Source organism: Zhongshania antarctica (genome assembly GCF_014202945.1).
Lineage (GTDB): Bacteria > Pseudomonadota > Gammaproteobacteria > Pseudomonadales > Spongiibacteraceae > Spongiibacter > Spongiibacter antarcticus.
The window spans coordinates 60,073-79,412 of sequence record NZ_JACHHW010000011.1 but is presented as its reverse complement, the minus strand read 5'-3'; the positions used below and the strand labels follow the sequence as shown (position 1 = coordinate 79,412).

17 protein-coding genes are annotated in these 19,340 nt (G+C 53.2%); 2 read left to right on the top strand and 15 right to left on the bottom strand.

Going from position 1 to position 19,340, the window contains the following annotated elements:
- Window positions 1-370 precede the first annotated feature (370 nt).
- The 13 genes from HNQ57_RS16185 to HNQ57_RS16125 all read right to left on the bottom strand — a co-directional run bounded on the left by HNQ57_RS16185 (window position 371) and on the right by HNQ57_RS16125 (window position 14,031).
- Window positions 371-1,663: an adenylosuccinate synthase gene (locus HNQ57_RS16185; RefSeq protein ID WP_184464729.1), complete on the bottom strand. Its 1,293-nt coding sequence runs from the start codon at window positions 1,661-1,663 to the stop codon at window positions 371-373.
- Window positions 1,664-1,712: 49 nt separating this feature from the next.
- On the bottom strand, window positions 1,713-2,885 hold the full coding sequence (locus tag HNQ57_RS16180; RefSeq protein WP_184464727.1) for an ATP phosphoribosyltransferase regulatory subunit: 1,173 nt from the start codon (window positions 2,883-2,885) through the stop codon (window positions 1,713-1,715).
- A 35-nt stretch (window positions 2,886-2,920) separates the two neighbouring features.
- The gene (locus HNQ57_RS16175) at window positions 2,921-3,106 is read right to left on the bottom strand and encodes a DUF2065 domain-containing protein (RefSeq protein WP_008250595.1); all 186 of its coding nucleotides are present in this window, start codon (window positions 3,104-3,106) and stop codon (window positions 2,921-2,923) included.
- A gap of 122 nt (window positions 3,107-3,228) precedes the next feature.
- A complete protein-coding gene (hflC, locus tag HNQ57_RS16170; RefSeq protein WP_184464725.1) occupies window positions 3,229-4,101 on the bottom strand; it encodes a protease modulator HflC in 873 nt (290 codons plus the stop codon).
- A 1-nt stretch (window position 4,102) separates the two neighbouring features.
- On the bottom strand, window positions 4,103-5,245 hold the full coding sequence (gene hflK, locus HNQ57_RS16165) for an FtsH protease activity modulator HflK (RefSeq protein ID WP_184464723.1): 1,143 nt from the start codon (window positions 5,243-5,245) through the stop codon (window positions 4,103-4,105).
- A gap of 102 nt (window positions 5,246-5,347) precedes the next feature.
- Window positions 5,348-6,664 (bottom strand): ribosome rescue GTPase HflX, encoded by a 1,317-nt coding sequence (gene hflX / locus HNQ57_RS16160; protein ID WP_184464722.1) that lies wholly within the window; start codon window positions 6,662-6,664, stop codon window positions 5,348-5,350.
- Window positions 6,665-6,695: 31 nt separating this feature from the next.
- Window positions 6,696-6,953: an RNA chaperone Hfq gene (gene hfq / locus HNQ57_RS16155; protein WP_008250581.1), complete on the bottom strand. Its 258-nt coding sequence runs from the start codon at window positions 6,951-6,953 to the stop codon at window positions 6,696-6,698.
- A 118-nt stretch (window positions 6,954-7,071) separates the two neighbouring features.
- Window positions 7,072-7,986 carry a tRNA (adenosine(37)-N6)-dimethylallyltransferase MiaA gene (gene miaA, locus HNQ57_RS16150; protein ID WP_221301767.1) on the bottom strand — a complete coding sequence of 305 codons (915 nt, stop codon included), beginning with the start codon at window positions 7,984-7,986 and terminating at the stop codon, window positions 7,072-7,074.
- 46 nt (window positions 7,987-8,032) lie between these two features.
- The gene (gene mutL / locus HNQ57_RS16145; protein ID WP_184464716.1) at window positions 8,033-9,895 is read right to left on the bottom strand and encodes a DNA mismatch repair endonuclease MutL; all 1,863 of its coding nucleotides are present in this window, start codon (window positions 9,893-9,895) and stop codon (window positions 8,033-8,035) included.
- On the bottom strand, window positions 9,895-11,229 hold the full coding sequence (locus HNQ57_RS16140) for an N-acetylmuramoyl-L-alanine amidase (RefSeq protein ID WP_184464714.1): 1,335 nt from the start codon (window positions 11,227-11,229) through the stop codon (window positions 9,895-9,897). Before HNQ57_RS16140 ends, mutL begins: the two co-directional genes overlap by 1 nt.
- Complete coding sequence (gene tsaE / locus HNQ57_RS16135) at window positions 11,216-11,680, bottom strand: tRNA (adenosine(37)-N6)-threonylcarbamoyltransferase complex ATPase subunit type 1 TsaE (protein ID WP_184464712.1); 465 nt, start codon at window positions 11,678-11,680, stop codon at window positions 11,216-11,218. Before tsaE ends, HNQ57_RS16140 begins: the two co-directional genes overlap by 14 nt.
- Window positions 11,664-13,196: an NAD(P)H-hydrate dehydratase gene (locus HNQ57_RS16130; RefSeq protein ID WP_184464703.1), complete on the bottom strand. Its 1,533-nt coding sequence runs from the start codon at window positions 13,194-13,196 to the stop codon at window positions 11,664-11,666. The genes tsaE and HNQ57_RS16130 overlap by 17 nt, the downstream gene beginning before the upstream one ends.
- A gap of 142 nt (window positions 13,197-13,338) precedes the next feature.
- Window positions 13,339-14,031 (bottom strand): DUF4197 domain-containing protein, encoded by a 693-nt coding sequence (locus tag HNQ57_RS16125; RefSeq protein ID WP_184464701.1) that lies wholly within the window; start codon window positions 14,029-14,031, stop codon window positions 13,339-13,341.
- 343 nt (window positions 14,032-14,374) lie between these two features.
- Between HNQ57_RS16125 and queG the strand changes: the two genes are divergently transcribed.
- Window positions 14,375-15,475, top strand: coding sequence for a tRNA epoxyqueuosine(34) reductase QueG (queG, locus tag HNQ57_RS16120; RefSeq protein ID WP_184464699.1), 1,101 nt, complete (start codon window positions 14,375-14,377; stop codon window positions 15,473-15,475).
- Window positions 15,476-15,578: 103 nt separating this feature from the next.
- On the opposite strand, the gene HNQ57_RS16115 is transcribed toward queG, so the two are convergent.
- Together HNQ57_RS16115 and orn are read right to left on the bottom strand one after the other, a co-directional pair.
- The gene (locus tag HNQ57_RS16115; protein ID WP_184464697.1) at window positions 15,579-17,417 is read right to left on the bottom strand and encodes an autotransporter domain-containing protein; all 1,839 of its coding nucleotides are present in this window, start codon (window positions 17,415-17,417) and stop codon (window positions 15,579-15,581) included.
- A 172-nt stretch (window positions 17,418-17,589) separates the two neighbouring features.
- Entirely contained in the window at window positions 17,590-18,135 is a 546-nt protein-coding gene (orn, locus tag HNQ57_RS16110) for an oligoribonuclease (RefSeq protein ID WP_008250563.1), read from the bottom strand.
- 181 nt (window positions 18,136-18,316) lie between these two features.
- Between orn and rsgA the strand changes: the two genes are divergently transcribed.
- Entirely contained in the window at window positions 18,317-19,327 is a 1,011-nt protein-coding gene (gene rsgA, locus HNQ57_RS16105; RefSeq protein WP_184464695.1) for a small ribosomal subunit biogenesis GTPase RsgA, read from the top strand.
- Window positions 19,328-19,340: the final 13 nt, after the last annotated feature.

Below are 19,340 nucleotides of genomic sequence, written 5' to 3'. Positions count from 1 at the left end.
CGTATTATATACATCTCAGCCTCCGTAGCAAGTAGTTTTTTAAACTTTCTCACCACCTCAACCGCTTCGTTTTACTGCTTGCTCCACCTCGGTGAAGTCCGCGTCAGCTGTTGAGGAGGCGCATTATAGACGCGCAGCTTTAGGAGTCAACACACTTTGCTAAATAATTGAAAATACTTATAAAATGCTCGTTTTATAAACAAGATGGCTATTTATTACTCGACATCAGCAGCAGCCCCCGCACTATCGAACACCAATATTTCGACAACGCACACTAAGGCAGCCTACCCTCACAGCATATATAGGTAAACACCCCGCTCTACAGACCAAAAAAAACCACCCGATGGGTGGTTTTTTTGGTCTGTGCTACTTAACCGAAGGGATGGCGCAGCACTATCGTTTCAACTCGATCAGGGCCGGTAGATATAATATCTATTGGCACACCGACGATTTCTTCTATGCGGCGAATATAAGCCCGCGCATTTTCTGGCAACTCCTCAAGCGTCTTAGCGCCCACGGTAGACTCAGACCAACCTGCGATATCTTCGTAGATCGGTGTAATCGTACTGTAGTCTTCACAGTCGAATGGCGCAGCAATTGATTCACCAGCGGGATTTTTATAATCCACGCACATGCGAATCGTTTCTAAACCATCAAGAACGTCCAATTTAGTCAGACATATACCGGTCACGCTATTAATCCGCACGGCCTGACGTAACGCCACACCATCGAACCAACCACAGCGACGCGGCCGCCCGGTAGTAGCACCAAACTCATGCCCTTTTTTGGCCAAGTAGGCACCGGTCTCGTCAAACAATTCGGTTGGGAAAGGACCGCTACCAACGCGCGTGGTATACGCCTTGGTAATACCCAGAACATAATCAAGATACAAAGGGCCAAAACCGCTTCCCGTCGCTGTACCACCTGCAGTGGTATTCGATGAGGTCACGAAGGGGTAAGTGCCGTGGTCAATATCTAGCAAGGAGCCTTGAGCACCCTCAAATAAGATATTGGCGCCCTCTTCCCGATACTTATGCAGCGCACTGGTCACATCGGTAACCATCGACCGCATTTCTTCAGCCATACGCAGCGCGTCATCCAGGGTCTTTTGGTAATCGACCGCGGGCACTTTGTAATATTCGGTGAGCATGAAGTTATGGTACTCCATCACTTCTTTAAGCTTCACCGCAAAACGCTCAGCATTATACAGGTCACCCAAGCGCAAACCGCGACGCGCCACCTTATCTTCATAAGCTGGGCCAATGCCGCGCCCGGTGGTGCCAATCTTAGCCTCACCACGCGCAGCCTCACGCGCCAAATCAAGAGCAACGTGGTAAGGCAGAATCAATGGACACGCCGGACTCAGACGCAGGCGATCGCGCACCGGCACACCATTAGCCTCTAACTCAGCCATTTCTTTTAACAGAGCATCCGGTGCCAATACCACACCATTGCCAATTAGGCAGGTTACACCCTCGCGCAGGATACCTGACGGGATCAAGTGTAATACGGTCTTTTCACCACCGATAACCAAGGTATGACCGGCATTATGGCCACCTTGAAAACGCGCGACAGCTGCCGCCTGATCGGTAAGTAAATCGACGATCTTACCCTTGCCTTCGTCGCCCCACTGGGTGCCTAGCACCACTACATTCTTGCTCATATCCGTTTCTCTGGATAAAGGTTAGTCAACTGACCCACAGTGCGCGGGCCTAATCTCGCAATGGTGTAAGACACCACTGTCCATCGTGTTTGCCAACCAAGCGGTCACATGTCGTATCGACATCTTGACCGGGTAGCCCGCAAATCACCCGCTCACCAGCATCGCGCAAGGTCTGAACAAACAGCCACTGCTTTGGATCCGGATCATAGGGTGCAAACACTGCCGACGGCTCTGCAACCGGCGACAACAATTCTAATAACGCTTTTAGATCAACACTGAATCCTGTTGCTGGACGAGCGCGACCAAACAGTACGCCAATATCGTCGTAGCGACCACCGAGGGCCAAGGCCTGACCGTGTTCGCGCACCAGTGCAGAAAACACCACACCCGTGTGATAGTGCAGACCGCGCAACTCAGCCAAATCAAAATAAAACTTAATATCGGCAATACGCAGGGCCAAGGCACTGGTTAATTCTTCCAGGCTAGCAATGGCCGCAACTGCCTCGGGGATATCGGCAAACAGTGCTCGCCCCCGACTCAGTACATCTTCGCCGCCATGCAGTTCATTCAATTCCAGCAACTGTTTAGCAACATTCGCCGACACCGGCAGCGATGCGACAAACAGTTTCAATTCAGTTTTTGCCTTACGCTGCAAGATATCGAAATAGCTCGCCTCTTGCTCGGCATTCAAAGCCGCGGCTTTCACCACCGCACGGTAAATACCGACATGGCCGGTATCTAAGGTGATGCCTTCCAAGCCCGCAACTCGCAATGTCTCGAGCATCAGGCAAATAATTTCTAAGTCGCTAGCCGGGCTATTATCACCGTATAACTCAGCACCAAGCTGAATCGGCGAGCGCGAGGCCAGCGGCTGCTTGGGCTTGCTGTGCAAAACACTGCCGGCGTAACACAAACGCACCGGGCCTTCCCGCCCCAAACTATGCGCATCAATTCGTGCGGCCTGCGGGGTAATGTCGGCACGGATGCCCATCATGCGACCAGTCAATTGATCGGTCACCCTAAAGGTGAGCAAGTCAATATCGCTACCTAAGCCAACTAATAAAGACTCGGTGTATTCCAACATGGGCGGAATAATTAATTCGTAGCCCCAGCGCTTATACAAATCCAAAAGCTGGCGGCGCAGTGCTTCGACCTGGGCCGCCTGCGCGGGTAACAGCTCTTCTACACCATCTGGGAGTAACCAACGATCTACCGAAGTCATACGTGTATTTTGCTCTCTTTCTCTGCCATCAGACGCTAGCGCAACAAGCTTAATAAAATAAGCCCCGCTAACATACTCACTAAACCGGCAATACGCACAGATCGACTGTCCATATCCGCCATCCGGTATGCTAATAAACGCCAGCGCTCAGGACTGAGGAATGGCAGCACACCTTCAATAATAAGTACCATACTGAGAGCCACTGACAGTTCCTGCCACATGCGCTTCGCCTGCTACAAACATAAAAAATCCGCGCTGCCCGCAGGGTTTTAGACCTCGGTGCAGCCCGGATGCGTAGATGATACCACACTCCCCGCCGCAGCGAGGAGTGAAACAAGGATTGCTACTTACTACCACCCTGTTTCAGGTAACGGAAAAACTCACTTTTGCTGTCAACCACCAATAGATCACCTTTATTACTAAAGGAAGACTGATAGGCACTAAGACTGCGCAAAAAGGAATAAAATTCCGGATCACGATTGTATGCCGCCGCGTAAGTGCTGGCCGCTAGCGCATCGCCTTCACCACGCAGTACTTCTGAGTCGCGGTAGGCGTTTGCACCAATAACCGTACGCTGACGATCTGCGGTTGCGCGAATTTTCTCTGCCAATTCACGACCGGTCGAACGATGCTCGCGGGCTTCGCGCTCACGCTCAGACTTCATCCGATCAAACACCGACTGACTTACCTGAGATGGCAAATCAATACGTTTAACTCGAACATCAACCAGCTGAATACCAAACTCAGAGGTCGTAATCTGATTGAGATCCCGGGTTAAATCTGTCATTAACAGATCCCGCTCACCAGACACCACTTCGTGAAATGTGCGCTCACCAAATTTATTCCGCAAACCCGTGTTTATTCGCTGAGCCAATAAGCCTTCCGCACGCCCCTCTTCACCATTGGTAGCGGTATAAAATTTCTGAGTATCGATAACCTTCCACTTGGCGTAGAAGTCGACATCCAAAGGCTTTTTCTCAATGGTTAAAAACCGTTGCGTTGGTGCGTCAAGGGTTAAAATACGACGCTCGAATTTGCGCACCATATGCACAAAAGGCGTTTTAATGTGTAAACCGACACTAATATCAGGGTCTACTACCTCACCAAACTTGAGCAGCACGCCGCGCTCAGTTTCACGCACGATATACAGACTATTCATCGCCAACACGATCAAACCCAGCAGCACTACCACTACCGTAAAATTACGACCACCCATGTTAACGACCCTCCCGACGCGAGCTTTGACTGTCACGGCGCAATTGCTCAATGACCTTATCAGTCAACTGGCGCATATCCGGCTCAGAACCCGCCGTTTGGCGAGTAACCGCCGATTTTTCCATCAATTTATCAAGCGGCAAATACATCATATTATTACCACCCTCGACATCTACCATTACCTTAGTAGCATCGCTATACATGGTTTCCAGTGCATCAATATACAAACGCTCACGGGTAACCTTAGGCGCCTTACGGTATTCATCGTAAAGATCCACAAAACGCTGGGCCTCACCCTGCGATCTAGCAACAACCTGCTCTTTATAAGCCTGCGCTTCTTCGAGCTGGCGCTGAGCCGCACCACGAGCTTCAGGAATAATACCGTTTGCATACGCCTCGGCTTCATTCTTTAAGCGCTCGCGGTCTTCCTTGGCGCGAGTAACATCATCAAACGCGTCTTGCACCTGGGATGGCGCTTGCGCATCTTCAATATTGACCTTGGCAACCAAAATACCGCTTTGATAGGTGTCTAAATAGCCCTGCAAGCGCTCTTGAGTATCGATAGCAATTTGCTCTCGCCCCTCAGTAATCACTTGATCCATTCTCGAACTACCAACCACGTGCCGCAAAGAGCTTTCTAAGGCATGCTCCAAACTCAGCTCAGGGCTTTTCACCTTAAGCAGGAAATTCGCCGGATCAGATACCGTGTATTGCACAGAGAGAGCAACATCAACAATATTCTCGTCCTCGGTCAGCATCTGGCCGCGACTGGCAATACCACGCACTTTGGTGACGTTAATTTTATTCACTTCGTCCATCAACGGCGGATTCCAGCGCAGACCAGGCATCACCGTTTCGTGATAAACCCCTAGGCGCAGCACCACCGCACGCTCTTGCTGGTCGACCTGATAAAAGCCAAACAAGCCCCAAACCACCGCAGCGAGGACTGCAACAATACCTAAGGCGCCGGCGCTAAGATGAAAATCGCCACCATTGCCGCTGCCACCACTCTTTTTACCGCCGCCAAATATACTATTCAGCTTTTCCTGCAGCTTTTTCAGAGCTTCATCTAAATCTGGCGGCCCTTGGTTATTACCACCCCAAGGATCATTGTCTTTACCGCCACCCGGTTCATTCCAGGCCATAGCCCTCTCCTATCGATTATCGTTGTGGTTCGCTAATGTTATACCGCAGCCAATTTGTACTGCGGAAAGCCCGCGACATCACGATTTTGTCCGGCGGGCAGTCTAGCAGAATTCTTCGCGCATGCTAACCGGACGACTTGAGTCCAGCGACGCTTCAGTAATTGACTCAGCAGCCAACAAGCGCTGCCAATCGGCTTCCGGCAAACGTATTTTTAAGCGCTGAGAGCCATCATCATTCATCTCTTCGTCTAGCACCGCATCAAAACTAAACAAGCGCGCACGCAAACGCCCTTGCGCCGTCGTTAAGGTAATGCTGGTTTCGCAAATCTCATTGCCAAGCAACTCACTCAAGGCCTGATAAAATAAATCGAGCCCCCGGTCATCTCGCGCTGACAACCAAACACGCACCGGCCGACCAGCATCGTCACGCTCAATACGCGGCTCACTGCCAATCAGGTCAGTTTTATTGTAAACCTCGAGAATGGGGATATCTGCAGCGCCAATCTCAGCAAGCACGTTCATTACCTGCTTCATATTGTCTTGGCGCTCGGGATCAGCGCAGTCAACAACATGAATCAGCAAATCGGCAATGACAGCTTCTTCAAGTGTTGCTCGAAACGCCTCAACCAATTTATGCGGCAAATGCCGAATAAAGCCCACTGTGTCGGCCAAAATAACTGGCCCAACATCGTCCACCGTAATACGCCGCACGGTCGGATCCAAGGTTGCAAACAACTGATCAGCGGCGTATACGCTAGAGGTAGTCAACACATTAAACAGCGTCGATTTGCCAGCATTAGTGTAGCCCACCAGTGACAGTGCCGGAATCTCTGCTCGCCGCCGCGCGCGCCGCGCTTGCTCGCGCTGGCGCCGTACTTTTTGCAGTCGCGCCTGAATGGCGGTGATGCGCGCACGCAACAGACGCCGGTCAGTCTCTAACTGACTCTCACCCGGCCCCCGCAAACCTATGCCGCCTTTTTGACGCTCTAAGTGAGTCCAACCTCGCACCAAGCGCGTCGACATATGCTGCAGCTGAGCGAGCTCAACCTGCAATTTGCCTTCATGGGTATGGGCGCGTTGAGCAAATATATCGAGAATCAGACCGGTACGATCAAGCACGCGACATTGCAATTCGCGCTCGATATTACGTTCTTGGCTAGGCGACAAGGAATGGTTAAACAACACTAGCTCGCCTTCATTGGCGATCAGTGCTTCACGAATTTCTTCGAGCTTGCCGGTGCCGACAAACAATCGCGCGTCCGGACGTTTACGAGATCCAGTGATGAACGCGACTGGATCACCCCCTGCGGAGGTGACCAATTGCACAAATTCATTGGAGTCTTCGCGCTCGTCTTCACTGTGAAAATCCAGGTGCACCAGTATTGCGCGCTCACCAGAATTAGGTCTTTCAAATAGCAAGGACGAACCTCAAATCAACAAAAAGCGATTATTATGCGTCTTCTTGTTCTTCGTCATCTTCTGGCGGATGCGCCATCGGTAAACGAACAACACGTGACGGAACCACGGTAGAAATGGCGTGTTTATAGACCATTTGACTAACCGTATTTTTTAACAGAACCACAAACTGGTCGAAAGACTCAATTTGGCCCTGCAATTTAATGCCGTTAACCAGATAGATAGAAACCGGAATACGCTCTTTGCGAAGAATATTCAGGTAAGGGTCTTGTAAGGTATGCCCTTTTGACATGGTGGACCTCCTGTATGCCCAAATCGGGCGTTGATAAAACGTATCAAAAAGTAGTATTAGGATCGCAAACCCAACAACAAGTTCGCAAACAGACTGGGTAGTGCCCAGTATACCTAAGTTATAGCAGTTCGGCAGCGCCAGAATGCGCTAACACGGAATTTAGTTGCAATTCAATATTACCGCCCGTCTCCAGCCATTGCAGGTCTGACCAACCGCGCAACCACGTTAATTGCCGTTTGGCCAATTGGCGGGTGGCTATCAAGGCTCGTTCAAAGGCCTCATCAAGAGAGTAATCGCCGCGTAAATGCTCCCACACTTGCCGGTAACCCACCGCGCGAATGGCAGGTAAATCAGCGTGTAAATCGCCACGCGCCATTAAACCCGCCACTTCATCAACAAAACCCTGCGCAAACATTTGTTGCAAGCGCTGCTCAATGCGCTGGTGTAAAACGCTACGCTCTGGCGGCGCAATCGCAAACTGAAAAACGCGGTACGGCAGAACTTGCTCAGCCTGCTGAGCCTGCCACGCACTCATAGTGACACCACTAATACGGTAAACCTCTAGAGCGCGGGACAAGCGCTGAGAGTGATTAGGGTGAATTCGCGCCGCCGACGCTGCATCCACCTCCGCTAATAGCGCATGCACCGCAGGCCAACCGTCCGCCTCGGCTACCGCATTAATCTCAGCGCGAATCTGCTGGTCCGCTGACGGCATATCGGCCAAGCCCTCGAGTAAGGCCTTGTAATACAACATGGTGCCGCCGACCAAGAGTGGAATTCGACCCGCCGCCGCACTTTTGGCCATAGCTGCCAGCGCATCGCGACGGAAGTTTGCCGCCGAATACGCTTCACTGGGATCACAAATATCTATTAACTGGTGGGGATAGCGCGCCAAGGTCGCCGCATCGGGTTTGGCACTGCCAATATCTAGGCCGCGATAGACCAAGGCCGAATCAACGCTGATCAAATCACAGGGCAGGCGATCACTGAGCGCAAGGGCAAGATCGGTTTTGCCTGCCGCAGTCGGCCCCATCAAAAATATCGCTTTCGGCAATCCCTGACTAGAATCATTGCTTAAATCAACGGCCACGCAAAAACCACTTATCCAACTCAGCCAGGCCAACTTGTACCCAGGTTGGCCGCCCGTGATTACACTGACCGCTTCGCTCTGTCGCCTCCATGTCACGCAGCAAGCCGTTCATTTCTGGCAGCGTCAGGCGGCGATTAGCCCGCACCGAGCCATGGCAGGCCATGGTCGACAAGATCTCGTTAATATGCGCCTGAATGCGATCAGTACTGCCAAACTCCAGCAAATCGGACAGCACATCTCTCACCAGCTGCTCGACGGAGGTATCGGCTAAAATCGTCGGCAACTCTCGCACAATAATCGATTCTGCCGCCGCGCGCTCAATACGCATACCTAACTCAGCAAACACCTCAGCGTGCTGTTCAGCGCAATCGGCTTCGCGTTCACTCACTGCCAAATTCATTGGTACCAGCAAGGGCTGACTGCGAATCCCCTCGCCGTCACGCGCATTTTTCATGCGCTCGTAGGTAATGCGCTCGTGGGCGGCGTGCATATCAACCAAAACCATACCCTGCTGGTTTTCAGCCAGAATATAAATCCCCTTCAGCTGGGCGAGCGCATAACCCAATGGTGGCGCGATACTGCCATCACTAGCAGCGGCACTTTCTGACCCCGCTTGCAGACGCTGATAATTTGCCCGCTGGTCTGCCACCCCCGCACCATACTGCGGCTGGTACTGGGGATTATAAGTAGCGTTATTCTGGGGCTGAAAAGAGCTTGGCGCGGCATTAAAGGAAACAGGAGACGCGGAGCCCGCCTCCCCCAAGGGCATCGCCGATTGCGTTTCCGGCATGGCCATTAAAGATTCAGCACCCCCTGCAGGCATAGCGGCTTGTTGGGGCACGGTATCAGGCCGCACATCAGCGAGTACTTTGTGCAAAGTGCGGAAAATAAAATCGTGTACAGTGCGGCCGTCGCGAAAGCGCACTTCGTGCTTAGTCGGATGCACATTCACATCCACCGCCGCCGGGGCCAGCTCGAGATACAACACAAAAGCTGGGTGGCGACCATGGAATAAGACATCACGGTAGGCTTGGCGCACCGCGTGCACCACCAATCGGTCGCGCACATAGCGGCCATTGACGTAAAAATGCTGCAAATCAGCCTGACTGCGGGAAAAACTCGGCAGCGCCACCCAACCCCACAACCGCAGGCCCATCGCCTCACGATCTATATACAGGGCCTGCTCCATAAAGGCTGGGCCACAGACCGCTGCCAAACGCCGCTCCTGCTCAAGCTGATTATCGGCGGGCTTTAAACTGTGCACCGCGCGGCCATTGTGACGCAGGGAAAAGCCAACATCGTAGCGACTCAGGGCCTGACGCTTGACCACTTCTTCAAGGTGATTAAATTCCGTTTTCTCGGTACGCAAAAACTTACGCCGCGCCGGAGTATTAAAAAACAAATCCCGCACTTCCACCGTAGTACCGCGCGGATGCCCTACCGGCGCCAGCACGGTTTCCATATCCCGACCTTCACTGCGCGCCGACCAACCCGACACACTACCCTCTTGCGCAGTACTTAAACACAAACGCGACACCGAGCTGATACTGGCGAGGGCCTCGCCACGAAAACCAAGACTGGCGACGGACTCTAGATCTTCCAATACCGAAATTTTACTGGTGGCATGGCGACTCAGCGCCAAGGGCAAATCATCTTCCGCGATACCCGCACCGTCATCGCGAACTCGAATTAACTTAACGCCGCCCTCTTCAATATCTAACTCAATACGGCGGGCACCGGCGTCCAGACTGTTTTCAAGGAGCTCTTTAACAACTGAGGCAGGACGTTCTACCACTTCCCCCGCGGCAATTTGGTTAGCCAAACGGGGATCTAATAAACGAATTTTTGTCATTACGATGCAGGAATCTGTATTTTTTGACCGACGCGGATGCTACTCCCCGACAGTTGATTATGGCGCTGAAGATCGCTGAGGGGCACATTATAGCGCAGCGCAATACCAGAAAGCGTATCACCCCGAGCAATTGTGTATTCACGAACACCCGCCGTCGCGGGCCGACCCCCAGGGGTATCGCCGCGTTTAAGCGCCGCGAAGTAGGTGTCTGGCGGCGGACTCTCTCTAAAATAGCGGTCAATACCTTCAAAAATAGCTAGCGCCATATTACTTTGGTAGCTGCTACTTTTCAGTTTGCTAGCCTCGCCAGGGTTAGAAATAAACCCAGTCTCCACTAAAAGCGAGGGAATATCCGGCGACTTCAGCACCGCAAAACCCGCTTGCTCCACCCGTTTACTGTGCAAACGTGAGATTTTCGACATTTCACCCAGTAACTGAGCACCAACACTGAGGCTGGCATCAAGGCTGGCTGTCATCGACAAATCCGTTAACACCCCCGCCAAAACTTGGTCTTTATCTGACAGACTAACGCCACCCACTAAATCGGCGTCGTTTTCGCGCTGCGCCAAAATTCGCGCCGAGGCACTGGTGGCGCCGCGCTTAGACAAGGCATAAACCGAGCTGCCATTGGCTTGGGGGTTGGTAAACGCATCGGCATGGATAGACACAAAAAAATCGGCCTGAGCTTTGCGTGCAAGGTCACGGCGCTTGGCCAAGCCCACATAATAATCGCCGTTGCGAATCATCACCACGCGATAGCCCTTCTTGCGTTCAAAGCGCTCTTTGAGACGCGAGGCAATCTGGAAGACCACATCTTTTTCTTTAACCCGCCCCGGCCCAATTGCGCCAGGATCTTCACCGCCGTGACCGGCGTCGATGGCGATAACCACATCACGCTGCGAACTGGTTTCAACGCTCTTAATCACTTGGGCTTCAACAGATTCGCCCTTGTCTAAAAAATCCACAACAAGGCGATCATGCAAATCACCGCTGGCGGCGAGCAAAAAGCTGCGCACCTGCACGTCGGCACTAAGGTCAAATACAATGCGCAGCGCGCCACCGGGCTTATCTGCATGACGCAGGCCAGTCACCGGGCTATTGGCGAACTGTAATTTTTGAGTGTCAGCGGCGAGCTTGGTATTTTGAATATCAATAACCAGGCGATGAGGGTTACTAAGGGTAATGAGTTCATGAGTGACCGGCCCACTTAAATCAAATACCACGCGACTGTGGTCGGGCGCCCGCCAAAATCGAACGTCGCGAACTTCAGCCGCCTGCACAGCGGCAGTCAAACCAAGTAGGCAAGCTAGGACAACACTGTTAATCCGTTTCATATTCGCTCAATTGCGCCAAGATTTGCTGCCCACGCGGCGTTGCGCTGCGTGCGGCAAGAAGGCGACCCGCTCCCTGAGCCTCAATGCTAACCATTATATCGGCCAATGGCAAAATACCCACGCCACGCTCAGGCCACTCGACCAAGCATACGGCATCATTGTCGAAGTAGTCGCGGATCCCCATGTACTCAAGCTCTTCTGGATCGCCGAGACGATACAAATCAAAGTGATACACATTGACCCCGCCGGCCTCATAGGGTTCAACAATGGTATAAGTCGGACTCTTCACCGCACCAGCATGACCAAAAGCCTGCAGTACACCTCGACAGAAGGTGGTTTTGCCAGCGCCAAGCTGGCCGCCAAGATACACCACCGCCCCGCCCCGCAAGGCCCGCCCCAAGCGCTGGCCCGCCGCCACGGTGTCGGCCTCGCCATCAAGATAACGCTGCATACTGATTTATTACACCTCGTAATTGCTCGATCACATCACTGGCCAACATTCCGCGCTCCCCGGCTTCAGCGGCGACATCGGCCGCCTCGGCATGCACAGCCACGCCAAGACACGTCGCGCGCTGCGGAGACAAACCCTGGGCGACAAAAGCGCCGATCACACCCGATAAAACGTCGCCCATGCCGCCACTCGCCATCCCCGGGTTGCCACCACTGCATAAGTACAGTGAGGCATCGGCGGCAATCACCGTACCGCCGCCTTTTAATAGCACGTTAGTTGCAAAGCGATCTGCCAATGTGCGCGCCGCGGCGAAACGATCTGCCTGCACAACCGCAGTAGTGCAAGCCAACAAGCGCGCAGCCTCGCCCGGATGGGGTGTGAGTATACGTGGCCCGCCATGAGAAAGCAGGAGCTGAGATTCACTCGCTATTAAATTTAAAGCGTCTGCGTCAAGCAGCAGGGGCTTGTTTGCCGTCAATGCTGCCAGCAATAGTTCGCGTCCCCACGCGCCCTGACCTAAGCCCGGTCCAATCACCACAACTGTCGCCTTGGCCAGTAAGGCGTCCAGTTCTTGGCCGCGACTCACGCCGTGCACCATCAACTCCGGCCGCGCCGCGACAAGTGCCGCGACATGCTCCGGCCGCGTCGCGCAGGACACCAAACCAGCGCCACTGCGCGCAGCAGCGCTGGCCGCCAACAGCGCGGCACCAGCCATACCGTAGTCGCCACCAACCACTAACACATGTCCGGCGACGCCTTTATGGGCATTGCGGGACCTCGGCCCCCACTGCGCCAACATCGAACTTAAATTTAAATGCCTAACAACGCCATCAAGAGACTCAACAGAGCGCTCAGCATAAACATCGCGAGGCACGGCTAAATCAGCAAAACTGATATTACCTGCGCAATCAAGAGCATCGAGGGTATATAAACCACGCTTTAGGCCGATAAAACTCAGCGTTTGTTTCGCCTTAATCGCCACGCCCAATATTCGGCCGCTGTCGCTACACAAACCCGATGGGATATCGATGGCCAGCACTGGAAGCCCACTGCTATTAATAGCCTTTATCGCGGCGGCATAGTGTGGCCGAACGTCGCCGTGCAAACCAATACCCAGCATGGCATCCACCACCACGCTGTTTTCCGCGGGCAGTTCACCCTGCCATTGCGCCACCGCCACCCCCGCCCGCTGGGCCCATTGCCGCGCCAAAGCGGCATCACCGGCAAGCGACTCTGGCGCCGCCAAGGCCCACACGCGCACTGGCAAGCCGGCCTCTGCCGCCAAAGCCGCAACCACATAGCCGTCGCCACCGTTATTACCGCCACCGCAAAAAACTTCAATGGGCGAATGATCCGGCCAGTGCTGCTGGACACAACTGAACGCAACCTGCCCTGCCCGCCGCATTAACTCAAAGCCGGCAATACCACTGGCAATCGCCAGACGATCTAATTCACGTACCTGAGCGGCAGTGTACAAAATGTGTTCAGTTGCATTAGGCTTATTTGGCAATGGCATGCAGCGACTTCCCGAATCGATTAGCTCCCCCCATCATAACGCGTAAGCTGGCGCGGGCAATCTGATGGCGCCATGCGCGTAACACATCCGATTGAAGACCAAGGCCTATTCGCACTTAGCCACGGCAATTATGCCAACCTTGCTACTCTTGAGGACTCGCAACGATGTTATTCAGCGAATCCCGAATTGCCAGCTCCCTGGTTGCCACTTTTTTGAATAAACCACCGGCGGCCTGCTCCGCTACGTATTGACCGAGCTGATCGGGGGAAACCGCTTGCGGCTCGGCGGCTTGCTCCTCGACACTGCCGGCGGACGCTGGCGTCCCAGCGGGCTTTTGCGAGGTTTGCAGTAAGTCGCCATACAATTTGATGGCGCCATTTTCTTGCAAATTCTGAGTGACTGCTGGCAACAACGCCAACTGTACCGCCTGACCACCTTCAGCCATTAGCAAATCAGTGGCTGCGCTCCGCGGCGAATCCACCAACTTTTGCAAGGTCTCGGCATCCATATTCGCGATCATGTTTTTCAATATCGGCCCAGCCACGGGAATCGCATTCTCCGCCGCGCGGTTCATTAAGGTTTCCAATAGCGCCGCTTTGGGGTTGTCATTTAAATCCCGTGCCACATCAATCACTAAACCCAAGGGCGGCGGCAGTAGAATGCGCACCAGCGGATCGTCAAGAAAGCCGCCTTTGACCGCCAGCTGCCTAACCGCCAGATCAATACCTGCGGTCAATTTCTGGGCAAATCTATTGGCGAGCATTTGCTGAAACTTGGTCTGAGCAGCCAAGGACATATTATCGAACATCGACGCACAACCAGACGTCAGGAGCATTACCAACACAAGGGCAATTACACGCAATTATTAAATACCTGAATAGTGAGACCACTGAAGGATTGCCGAATCGGCGGCGCATTCTAGCACGAAGCCCAGCCCACGAAAGCGAGACATTGGTGAACAAATACCAATATTGAATCCGCCGCAAGGGCCTATGTACCGGCCATTTCAGCCAAAAAATGGCATTGAATAAACACTCGGTATGGCGAAGCTAGGTGACGAACTCAACGCCAATACGTTGACAGCGCCGGCAACACCAATGACATACAGTGACTTAGCAAATGTGTAAAATACCTGCCTACCTAGGCACTAAGACGCGCAAGCAGGCACCGACAGCCCAATGAACCCAATTTCCGCCGACCTCGACGCCCTCGCGCTACAGATTAAAGACTGGGGCCGCGAGTTCGGCTTTGCCCATATCGGAATCAGCCCAGCCAGCAATGACGCCCATGCCCAGCGTCTGCGCGAGTGGCTTGCTAAGCAATACCACGGCGACATGACCTATATGGCTGAGCGCGAGGGCCTGCGCGGAGAACCGGCGGAACTGCACAGCGGTACGATTAGGGTGATCAGCGCCAGAATGGATTATTTGCCCGACGCCGAAAATATGGACGCCGTGCTCGGCAACCCTAATAAGGCCTATATCTCCCGCTATGCACTTGGCCGTGACTATCACAAATTAATCCGTAAACGCCTTAGCCAACTCGCCGAGAAAATAAGCGCCGTTGCTGGCGGCCATCACCGCGCCTTTGTCGATAGCGCGCCGGTATTAGAACGCGGCTTTGCCGAACAAGCAGGACTCGGCTGGATTGGCAAAAACAGCATGCTCATTAACAGCAAAGCAGGCTCGTGGTTTTTCTTAGGGGAAATTTATACCGACTTACCCCTACCCCTAGACCCGCCCCAAGAGGCCGGGCATTGCGGCAGCTGCCGCGCCTGCCTTGACGACTGCCCTACCGGCGCGATTGTAGCGCCCTACCAAGTGGACGCTCGGCGCTGTATTTCTTATTTAACCATTGAATTAAAAACCAGCATTCCCGAAGAACTGCGGCCACTAATGGGCAATCGGGTATTTGGCTGCGACGACTGTCAGTTAGTTTGCCCCTGGAATAAATTTGCGCAAGCCACCGCCGAAGCCGACTTCTCGCCACGGCATCAACTGGATAATAGCGACTTGATTGAATTGTTTTTATGGGATGAGGAAACGTTCTTAAAAAACACCGAAGGCTCAGCCATTCGCCGTATTGGCTACCAGCGCTGGCTGCGAAATCTCGCTGTAGGTATAGGTAATGCTTCTGCCAGCAGCGCCGCGATTAGCGCCCTTAAACAACAACGCCCAAGTGCCGAGAGTATGGCACTTGAGCATATTGACTGGGCTATTGGGCAACTGCAAGGGAGAAGCCGCGCTACTATTAGCAAGGCAAACTCGTCTGACGTCTGACGTCTGACGTCGGACGAGTCGTAATATTAGCGTCTTCCGTCTCCCATCGAGCGTTCAGCACCTGGATTCGTCGGACGCCAGACATCTGACGTCCGACATGCCCTTAAAACGGTCGCGAATAATTTAACATCGCGCTCTCGCGCCCTTCACCTTCATCCGTATAATTCAGGTTCAACGCCACCCGCGCTTGTCCCACGCTCAGCGCCGCACCCAAGCTCACATCGGCAAATCCTTCACCATCGTTCTGGTAACTTGGCAAGCGATAGCTGGCATACCCTAGATTGGTATTACGGATCTCGATAGTCTCGTCCGCGTCCTCTTCTTCGGACACGCCGAAGGCTTCAGCATAGAGACTAAAACTCTCGCTCACCGCAACATTAGCCAACATACCCAAACGGAACTGGCGACTAGCCCGGCTCTGCTCACCCCACTGGTAATTAGAGACCTCACCACCCGATTCTTCATAACCATCAACGTTGGTATTCAACCAACGCACGCCGAGGGCGGGCGCCAAACTCACGGTTTGCGAAGACAGTAAGTTATAAGCGAGCTGGCCGTCTAAATGCCAACCGTGGCCATCAGTGCCACCACTGGCCGTTAGGTTTTGACTGCCCAGATTAAATTTGCGATCAATGTCGCTGTAATCAACCACATTCAAGCCGACACTCGCCTCTGCCAACCAGCGATTTTCGCGGTAATTCACAAGACCACTAAGACCAACGCTGGTCGCCGCAAACTCGCTGCGATCGGTATTTAACTCATGGTCAGCCATACTAATTGCCGCGCCCAAGCTTAAGCCCGGCGCTACGGCGCGACTTAGGCCTAAAGTTAAGTATTTAGACTCTTGATCACCGCCCGCGGGCTCATCACCGGTTGCGCCACTTGCGCTTATAAACAAGCGGTCCCCATCAGCTAACCAGCGATTTTCGCGCATCACCTGCACCAAACTTTGCTGCTGCGTGCGAGCGATACCTAAGCCTAAGCTGGGTAGCTGACCAACCACTTGTGGCGCCACAATTACATCGATCATGTAATCGCCAGCAATCGCACCTACACGAGCTGTTGGATGCACGCCGTCATTAAACATAAGCTTATCAGGGTTGGGGGTTGAGCCGTTGATACCGTAAACCGGATGCTCGATACAACCAGGAGCTGGCTGGTTAGGAGCACCTGGTGTCACGCCGTCATCAAAACACATATAGCGCTGGTCAAACGTCCCAATAGGCCCAAATGCCGCATTAGCGCCATTGGCGAATCCATAGGCCTCGGCGTTATTCGACACATAGTTGATCAAGCCCGCGAGATCAACAGGAATGATATTGGCACTGCTGAAGTTCGCATAAGTCTGGACCGCTTGATTAAAACCTGCAGCCCCTGCAGACGCAGTAGCCGCCGCCCCAGAGGAAGGAGCACTAAAATTTTGAGCCTGCACAGCAGCAGTCTTTCCCAGATCAGGTAGGTTACTGAGCATGATGTATCGGCCACCGGCTCTACTTAAGAGCGATACGCCGCCAATCAAATTCTTAGCCGCAGCTATCGCTTCGTCTGAATTTGTAATCCTTCCCTGTAAAAAATCATTACCACCCCCGTCCATCAATATTAAAGCTCGCGGGTTAGGCGTCAAATTCGCACCTACCACCGAACCTAAAATTTGATCTGTTCTGTAGCCACCAACCGCGTAGTTTGTGCCTGAAGAGTTAGCCGGATCAGTCGCTAAGCCAAGTGCTCTGCCGAGGTGCTGAGGGGCAATTTCGGCATATGCTCCCGTAGAAAAATCACCATTGCCGTCACCAACACGGTTAGTAAAACGAATACCCAAATTACCAGTATCGAGCAGACTGTCACCAAAAATAAATAATTGGTCAAAGTAAGTATGAGCCTGGGCTGAAACTTGGGTACAACACAGCAGGCTTGCTGCGCAGAGTGCGGTCAACTTTTTCATAATGGTATCCCCTTATTATTATCTACAGCTTAGTTGATAAATTCGCGACTGCTAGCGCAGGCGAAATTAAGCTATCAACACAGCGGTAAAACAATAAGCAGCAAAACCCATGTTGTCAGCGACAACAATATGGGCTTATACCTATGAAATGGTCATCAAAGGAATGGCAGGCCTAGGACAGCCGGATAAAATGCTCGCGGTAATATTGAAGCTCGGCAATCGAATCACGGATATCATCGAGCGCCAAATGAGCACCAGACTTCTTTAAGCCCTTCATTAACTCTGGGCGCCAGCGCCGCGCCAACTCTTTTACACTGCTAACGTCGAGGTTGCGGTAGTGAAAAAACGCTTCTAGCTCGGGCATTTCTCTGGCCATAAAGCGCCGATCCTGACAGATACTATTGCCACACATTGGCGAAGCACCTTTCTCAACGTGTTTATCGAGAAAGGCGAGGGTTAAACGCTCGGCCTCTAGCGCAGTAATGCAGGTGTCTTGCACTCGCTTAACCAAGCCCGACTCGCCGTGCTGGCGCGTATTCCATTCGTCCATCGCCGCGAGGACTTCGTCAGGCTGATGAATTGCCAGCACCGGCCCCTCAGCCAACACATTGAGGTCGCTATCGGTCACCACCGTGGCAATTTCAATGATGTGGTCATTGAGGGTATCTAAACCGGTCATTTCCAGATCAATCCAAATAAGATTCTGTGCTTTAGCCATGCGGATGCCTTTGCGATATAAAAAAGGGGAAACAAAAACACGGTAGAAACCGCGCGGAGTCAGTAGGTTACGCTGCAACAAACCAGAATTGCTATCAAAATACACGGTGTCTGTGTCACCGCAGTGTCGATTATACCAGCTCATGGGTTAAGATGGCGCTTCTCCGGCGAATGACGTGTCTATGACCAAGCGTAAACTCAGCCGCCAGCAGCGCTGGCGGATAGAAAAAGTTCAAGCAGAACGCACCGAGCGCGCGAGTAAACGCGACAGCCGCGCTGACCAAGCACTAAACGAAGGTGAGCTCGGCCCCGAGCAGAGCGGCCTGATCGTCAGCCACTTTGGCCAGCAGGTTGAAGTTGAAGGCGATGGCGGTCAACGCCAGCGCTGCCATGTGCGCGCCCAGGTCGAAGGCCTGGTGACCGGCGACCGCGTCACCTGGCACGAGGGTAAACCCACGGGTGTCGTCGTCGCCTGCAACGAGCGCCGCAGCCTGCTGCAACGCCCCGACAATCATGGCAAGCTCAAACCGGTGGCGGCCAATATCGACCACATTGTGATCGTTATTGCCCCAGAACCCCGTGCCCACGCCAATCTTATTGACCGCTACTTAGTGGCCTCCGAGGCCATCGGTATTCGCCCAATTTTACTGCTTAATAAAACTGACCTAGTTAACGAAGAGAACAGCGACTACCTGAACTCCATGCTCGCCAGGTACGAAGAGATTGGCTACCCCGTCACACGGGCGTCAACAGAGTCTGAACACGGACTCGACGAGCTAAAAGCCACCCTACGCGAGCACATCAGCGTGTTTGTTGGTCAATCCGGGGTGGGTAAGTCATCCTTAGTTAACAGCTTGCTGCCCGGCACCGACTCCCGTATTGGCGCATTGTCTGAAGCCACCGCCAAGGGCCGACACACCACCACGACCGCGCGGCTTTACCATTTCCCTGACGGTGGCAGCCTTATAGACTCGCCGGGGATAAGGGAGTTTGCGCTGTGGAATATGGATCGAGAAAAGGTATTGGCTGGCTTTATCGAATTCCGGCCCTTTCTCGGTCTGTGCCGCTTTCGGGACTGCAAGCACGAACACGAACCGCGCTGCGCCCTGCTTGCCGCCGAGGCCGAGGATAAAATTCGGCCCGAGCGCATGGCCAGTTATCGACAGATTATTGCAAGTCTCACCGCAGAATAATGTGCAGGGTAAT